We start from the raw sequence: 6,880 nt of genomic DNA on the forward strand, positions 1-6,880 counted from the left end.
GGGGGGGGTGGGCGGGGGTCGCCGGGGCCCGGGGCGGCGGTGGGGGGTTGGGGCGGGGGTCCCCCGCGTTCGGGGGGGGGCGGTTACCGCTTTTCCAGCGGTCCGGCCCCACCGTCGTCCCCGGGTGGGCAAGGTCACGTACGGCCGTCCCGGAACACGGAACCGATGGGCTTCATCGACGCCGCCGGCGGGCTTCGTGGCACGGCCTGACGAAATTCGAACGCCTTTCCCCGGACAAAACCGGGGTATTTTGTCCGTGATGTACGGTTCAGTGGAGGCTGACCAGGACTTTTCGTCCGTTCTCGCTGACTGGAGCGGCCTTGGCCGCTAGTCTCCGACCAGAGTGAACGAGCAGCGAACGAATTTTGTCGCTGTTCGGGGGCTCGCCCGGCGTGGTGCCCTGGGGCTCCGTGCCGGTCCGTATCCGACAGTTCGACATCCGAGGTGACGTAGGCGTGGCTCTTCCGCCCCTTACCCCTGAACAGCGCGCAGCAGCGCTCGAAAAGGCCGCCGCGGCTCGCCGGGAGCGGGCCGAGGTGAAGAATCGACTCAAGCACTCCGGCGCCACTCTCCACGACGTCATCAAGATGGGTCAGGAGAACGACGTCATCGGCAAGATGAAGGTCTCCGCCCTTCTGGAGTCGCTGCCCGGCGTCGGCAAGGTCCGCGCCAAGCAGATCATGGAGCGCCTCGGCATCTCCGAGTCCCGGCGTGTCCGAGGTCTCGGTTCCAACCAGATCGCCTCTCTGGAGCGTGAGTTCGGCGGTAGCAACGCCTGAGGCGTTGCCCGAAGTTCTCCCGGCGTTCTCAGGCAGTCCCGAGAAGCTGGATAATCGCTCTATGGCAGCAGAGGTTCGTCCGCGGCTGACCGTGCTCTCCGGCCCCTCGGGGGTCGGCAAGAGCACGGTCGTCGCGCATATGCGTACAGTCCACCCCGAGGTATGGCTCTCGGTGTCGGCCACCACCCGCAAGCCGCGGCCGGGTGAGCGACACGGAGTCCACTACTTCTTCGTCAACGACGACGAGTTCGACAAGCTGATCGCCAACGGCGAGCTGCTGGAGTGGGCCGAGTTCGCGGGCAACCGCTACGGCACACCGCGCGGCGCGGTGCTGGAACGCCTGGACAACGGCGAGCCCGTACTGCTGGAGATCGACCTCCAGGGCGCCCGGCTCGTCCGCGAGTCCAAGCCCGACGCCCAGCTCGTCTTCCTGGCCCCTCCGAGCTGGGACGAACTGGTCCGCCGGCTCACCGGCCGCGGCACCGAGACCGCGGAGGTCATCGAGCGCCGTCTCGCCACCGCCAAGATCGAACTCGCTGCCGAATCCGAGTTCGACACCACCCTGGTCAACACCTCCGTCGAGGACGTGGCGCGCGAGCTGCTAGCCTTGATGAATGTCGTCTGATCGTTGATCGATTGATTGCGTCGATCGATGGTTGATCGGCGGCATGTCTTTCAACGTGCGATCCACTTCGCGATCGAGCATGTGATCCACCCTGTGGTCGCGGTCAGTTCTTGATCGTTCGATCAATCACCCATCTTCGGAAGGTAGAGCGTGTCCTCTTCCATCACTGCGCCCGAGGGCATCATCAACCCGCCGATCGACGAGCTGCTCGAGGCCACGGACTCGAAGTACAGCCTCGTGATCTACGCGGCCAAGCGCGCGCGTCAGATCAACGCGTACTACTCCCAGCTGGGCGAGGGCCTGCTGGAGTACGTCGGCCCGCTGGTGGACACCCACGTCCACGAGAAGCCGCTTTCGATCGCGCTGCGCGAGATCAACGCGGGTCTGCTGACCTCCGAGGCCATCGAGGCCCCGGCTCAGTAAGGCACCGAGATTCCTTCACCACAGGCCCGGCAGGACATCTGCCGGGCCTGTGGTGTGTCGTAGGGTCGGACGGGCCTCACGGGTCCGACGGGTCCGACGGGCGTCACCGACAGATCGATCCTGAACGGAAGTGCGTGGTGGGTAAGCCGAAGGTCGTGCTGGGGGTCAGCGGCGGGATCGCCGCCTACAAGGCCTGCGAACTGCTGCGCCGGCTGACCGAGTCCGGACACGACGTACGGGTGGTGCCGACGGCGGCGTCCCTGAACTTCGTCGGCGAGGCCACCTGGGCCGCGCTGTCCGGAAACCCGGCCTCCACGCAGGTCTGGGAGACCGTCCACGAGGTGCCCCACGTACGCATCGGCCAGTCCGCCGACCTCGTCGTCGTCGCCCCGGCCACCGCCGACATGCTGGCCAAGGCCGCCCACGGGCTGGCCGACGACCTGCTCACGAACACGCTGCTCACGGCCCGCTGTCCGGTCGTCTTCGCGCCCGCGATGCACACCGAGATGTGGGAGCACCCCGCCACCCAGGAGAACGTCGCCACGCTGCGCAGGCGCGGCGCCCTCGTCATCGAGCCCGCCGTCGGCCGGCTCACCGGCAAGGACACCGGCAAGGGGCGGCTGCCCGACCCGGAGGAGATCTTCGAGGTCTGCCGCACGGTCCTGGCCCGGGGCGTCGGCGAGCCGGACCTCGCCGGCCGGCACGTCGTGATCAGCGCCGGTGGGACGCGCGAGCCCCTGGACCCCGTCCGCTTCCTCGGCAACCGCTCCTCCGGCAAGCAGGGCTACGCCCTCGCCCGGACCGCCGTCGCCCGGGGCGCGCGGGTCACCCTGATCGCCGCCAACACGGCCCTCGCCGACCCGGCCGGGGCGGACGTCGTCCGCGTGGGCACGGCCCTCCAGCTGCGGGAAGCGGTGCTCAAGGCGGTCGGCGACGCCGATGCCGTGGTGATGGCGGCGGCCGTCGCGGACTTCCGGCCCGCCCGGTACGCGGACGGGAAGATCAAGAAGCAGGACGGGCGGGAGCCCGAGCCGGTGGCGCTCGTACGCAATCCCGACGTGCTGGCGGAGATCTCCGCCGAGCGGGCGACGGCCGGCCAGGTCGTCGTCGGCTTCGCCGCCGAGACCGACGACGTCCTCGCCAACGGCCGCGCGAAGCTCCGCCGCAAGGGGTGCGACCTCCTCGTGGTCAACGAGGTGGGGGAGAGCAAGACCTTCGGTTCGGAGGAGAACGAGGCCGTCATCCTCGCCTCCGACGGCGCCGAGACCCCGGTTCCCCATGGTCCGAAGGAAGCCTTGGCGGACATGATCTGGGACCAGGTCGTCCCGAGGCTCGCGCCCGCGCGGGCCGCCGGACGCGACTGAGCGTCGCCCTTTTCGCGGGACGCCCGGTGCGTAAGAATGGAGTGCCGCAGGTCACATGGCTCCCATAAGGCGAGACGGGTGGTCCGGCAAACGGTGGCGACCGATAAACTGCACCAGGAACGTGATCGGGCGCAGCCCCCGATGTGGTTCCGCCAAATGATCAGCCAGCAGCCGCTGCAACCCCAGGGAGCGTTGTGTCCCGTCGCTTGTTCACCTCGGAGTCCGTGACCGAGGGTCACCCCGACAAGATCGCTGACCAGATCAGCGACACGATCCTCGACGCGCTCCTCACCGAGGACCCCACCTCGCGTGTGGCCGTGGAGACTCTCATCACGACCGGTCTCGTGCACATCGCCGGCGAGGTGACGACGAAGGCGTACGCGCCGATCGCGCAGCTCGTCCGCGAGAAGATCCTGGAGATCGGCTACGACTCCTCGAAGAAGGGCTTCGACGGCGCCTCCTGCGGCGTCTCGGTGTCCATCGGCGCGCAGTCCCCGGACATCGCGCAGGGCGTCGACACCGCGTACGAGAAGCGGGTCGAGGGCGACGAGGACGAGCTCGACAAGCAGGGCGCCGGCGACCAGGGCCTGATGTTCGGCTACGCCTGCGACGAGACCCCCGAGCTGATGCCGCTGCCGATCCACGTCGCGCACAAGCTCTCCCGCCGCCTGTCCGAGGTCCGCAAGAACGGGACCATCCCGTACCTGCGTCCCGACGGCAAGACCCAGGTCACCATCGAGTACGACGGGGACAAGGCCGTCCGCCTCGACACCGTCGTCGTGTCCTCGCAGCACGCCGCGGACATCGACCTGGACTCGCTGCTCGCGCCCGACATCCGCGAGTTCGTCGTCGAGCACGTGCTGGCGCAGCTCGTCGAGGACGGCATCAAGCTGGACACCGAGGGCTACCGGCTGCTGGTGAACCCGACCGGTCGCTTCGAGATCGGCGGCCCGATGGGCGACGCCGGCCTGACCGGCCGCAAGATCATCATCGATACCTATGGCGGCATGGCCCGCCACGGCGGCGGCGCCTTCTCCGGCAAGGACCCGTCCAAGGTCGACCGTTCCGCCGCGTACGCCATGCGTTGGGTCGCGAAGAACGTCGTCGCGGCCGGGCTGGCCTCGCGCTGCGAGGTCCAGGTCGCGTACGCGATCGGCAAGGCCGAGCCCGTCGGCCTGTTCGTGGAGACCTTCGGCACCGCCAAGGTCGACGTCCAGAAGATCGAGGACGCCATCGGCCAGGTCTTCGACCTCCGCCCGGCCGCGATCATCCGCGACCTGGACCTGCTGCGCCCGATCTACGCGCAGACCGCCGCGTACGGCCACTTCGGCCGCGAACTCCCCGACTTCACCTGGGAGCGCACCGACCGCGTCGACGCCCTGCGCGCCGCCGCCGGTCTGTAGGCGACCCGCGGGGTACCGCACCTGACGAACGGCCCCGGACCCGTCGGTCCGGGGCCGTTCGCTGTCGGTGTCATTTGGTAAGAATGCAGGGTGAGCAGCGCGAACGATTCCCCGCCGGAACAGCTCGCCCTGATCCGGGAGATGGTCGCCGAGGCGAAGGCCAAGGCCCCCAAGGCCAAACCGCGGACCTGGCGCGGAGCGGCCCTCGCCGAGGAACTCCCGGTCGCCCGGGTCCTCGTCAACAAGGGCGTCCTGCACCTCGACCGGCCGTTCGACTACGCCGTGCCCGCCGAACTCGCCGAGGTGGCGCAGCCCGGCGTCCGCGTCCGCGTCCGGTTCGGCGCCGGCGCCCACCGGGTGCACGGCGGGCGCCGCGAGGGCGGCGGCCTCATCGACGGGTTCATCGTCGAGCGGCGCGCCGAGTCCGACTACGACGGGGCCCTGGCCGCCCTGGCCCAGGTCGTCTCGCCCGAGGTGGTCCTCGGCCCCCGCATGCTGGCCCTGACCCAGGCCGTCGCCGACCGGTACGCGGGCAGCCTCGCCGACGTCCTCCAGCTCGCCCTGCCCCCGCGCAACGCCCGCGCCGAGGCCAAGCCCTCGCCCGAGCCGCTGCCCCCGCCCCCCGCGCCCGACCCCGCGGGCTGGGAGCGCTACGGCGCCGGCCCCGGCTTCCTGCGCGCCCTCGCCGGCGGCGGCACCCCCCGCGCCGTCTGGACGGCCCTGCCCGGCCCCGGCTGGGCGGACGAACTGGCCCGCGCCATGGCGGCCACCCTCGCCTCCGGTCGCGGCGCCCTCGCCGTCGTCCCCGACGGGCGGACCGCCTCCCGGGTCGACGCGGCACTCACCGCCCTGCTCGGCGAAGGTCGGCACGCGCTGCTCACCGCCGAATCCGGCCCCGAGAAGCGCTACCGGCAGTGGTTGGCGGTCAGCCGGGGTTCCGTGCGCGCCGTCGTCGGTACCCGGGCCGCGATGTTCGCCCCCGTACGGGACCTCGGGCTCGTCGCCGTCTGGGACGACGGCGACTCCAGCCACTCCGACGACCACGCCCCCTTCCCGCACGTCCGGGAGGTACTCGAACTGCGGGCGGTCACCGACGGCTGCGCCTTCCTCGCCGGCAGCACCAGCTGCACCGTCGAGGCCGCCCAACTGGTCGAGTCCGGGTGGGCCCGGCCGCTGACCGCCGACCGGGCGACCGTGCGCGCCGCGGTGCCCAAGATCCGGACCGTGGGCGACGAACTCCTCGCCCGCGACGGCGCGGCCCGGGCCGCGCGACTGCCGAGCCTGGCCTGGGAAACCGTCCGGGAGGGCCTCAAGTCCGGCCCCGTCCTGGTCCAGGTGCCGCGGCGCGGCTACGTGCCACGCCTGGCCTGCGAACGCTGCCGCGCCCCGGCCCGCTGCACGGTGTGCGCGGGACCGCTGGAGGCGCCCGACCAACGGGATCTGTACTGCGGGTGGTGCGGGCGCGCGGAGCCGGCCTGGCACTGCGAGGAGTGCGGCGGGTTCCGGCTGCGGGCCCAGGTGGTGGGCGCCCGGCGGACCGCCGAAGAGCTCGGGCGGGCCTTTCCGGCCGTACCCGTACGCACCTCCGGGCGCGACCACGTCCTGGACGAGGTGCCGGACCGGCCCGCCCTCGTGGTGTGCACGCCGGGCGCCGAACCGGTGGCGACGGGCGCCGGATACGCGGCCGCCCTGCTCCTCGACGGCTGGGCCATGCTGACCCGGCCCGACCTGCGGGCGGGGGAGGAGGCGCTGCGCCGCTGGATCGCCGCCTCGTCCCTGGTACGGGCGGACGGGCAGGTGGTGGTGGTCGCCGAGCCGACGCTGCGGCCCGTGCAGGCCCTGGTCCGTTGGGACCCGGTGGGGCACGCGGTACGGGAACTCGCGGAGCGCGCCCAGTTGGGGTTCCCGCCGGTGTCCCGGATGGCCGCCGTGGCCGGCCGGGGGGACGCCCTGGAGGCCTTCCTCACGGCCGCCGCCCTGCCGCCCGACGCGGAGGTCCTGGGCCCGGTGCCGCTGCCCGGCCGGCGCGGGGAGCCCTCGCCAGGCGAGCGGGCGCTGGTACGGGTCCCGCCCGGGAGCGGGGCCGCGCTGGCCGCCGCCCTCAAGTCGGCGCAGGCCGCCCGGATGGCACGCGGGGTACCGGCGGCGGAGGCGATCCGGGTCCGCATCGACCCGCCGGACATCGGCTGACCGGCGGCGGGGCAGAGGGGCGGGCTGCGCCGACTTGAGGGCGGCGGCCAGCGCGGCCCCGCTCCCGGGCGGGACCCGTACCAGCGCCCGCTCGCC

6 protein-coding genes are annotated in these 6,880 nt (G+C 72.0%); all 6 read left to right on the plus strand.

Going from position 1 to position 6,880, the window contains the following annotated elements; all coding sequences use genetic code 11:
* Positions 1 to 455 precede the first annotated feature (455 nt).
* Complete coding sequence (gene mihF / locus AB0D46_RS38115) at positions 456 to 779, plus strand: integration host factor, actinobacterial type (RefSeq protein WP_362884649.1); 324 nt, start codon at positions 456 to 458, stop codon at positions 777 to 779.
* A 61-nt stretch (positions 780 to 840) separates the two neighbouring features.
* Entirely contained in the window at positions 841 to 1,404 is a 564-nt protein-coding gene (gene gmk, locus AB0D46_RS38120; protein WP_362884650.1) for a guanylate kinase, read from the plus strand.
* A gap of 150 nt (positions 1,405 to 1,554) precedes the next feature.
* Entirely contained in the window at positions 1,555 to 1,827 is a 273-nt protein-coding gene (gene rpoZ / locus AB0D46_RS38125) for a DNA-directed RNA polymerase subunit omega (RefSeq protein WP_004948662.1), read from the plus strand.
* Positions 1,828 to 1,964: 137 nt separating this feature from the next.
* Positions 1,965 to 3,191 (plus strand): bifunctional phosphopantothenoylcysteine decarboxylase/phosphopantothenate--cysteine ligase CoaBC, encoded by a 1,227-nt coding sequence (coaBC, locus tag AB0D46_RS38130; RefSeq protein ID WP_362884651.1) that lies wholly within the window; start codon positions 1,965 to 1,967, stop codon positions 3,189 to 3,191.
* Between the two features lie 194 nt (positions 3,192 to 3,385).
* The gene (gene metK / locus AB0D46_RS38135; protein WP_362884653.1) at positions 3,386 to 4,594 is read left to right on the plus strand and encodes a methionine adenosyltransferase; all 1,209 of its coding nucleotides are present in this window, start codon (positions 3,386 to 3,388) and stop codon (positions 4,592 to 4,594) included.
* Between the two features lie 90 nt (positions 4,595 to 4,684).
* Positions 4,685 to 6,784 carry a primosomal protein N' gene (locus AB0D46_RS38140; RefSeq protein WP_362884655.1) on the plus strand — a complete coding sequence of 700 codons (2,100 nt, stop codon included), beginning with the start codon at positions 4,685 to 4,687 and terminating at the stop codon, positions 6,782 to 6,784.
* Positions 6,785 to 6,880 lie beyond the last annotated feature (96 nt).

Source organism: Streptomyces sp. NPDC048383, assembly GCF_040651775.1.
Classification (GTDB): Bacteria; Actinomycetota; Actinomycetes; order Streptomycetales; family Streptomycetaceae; genus Streptomyces.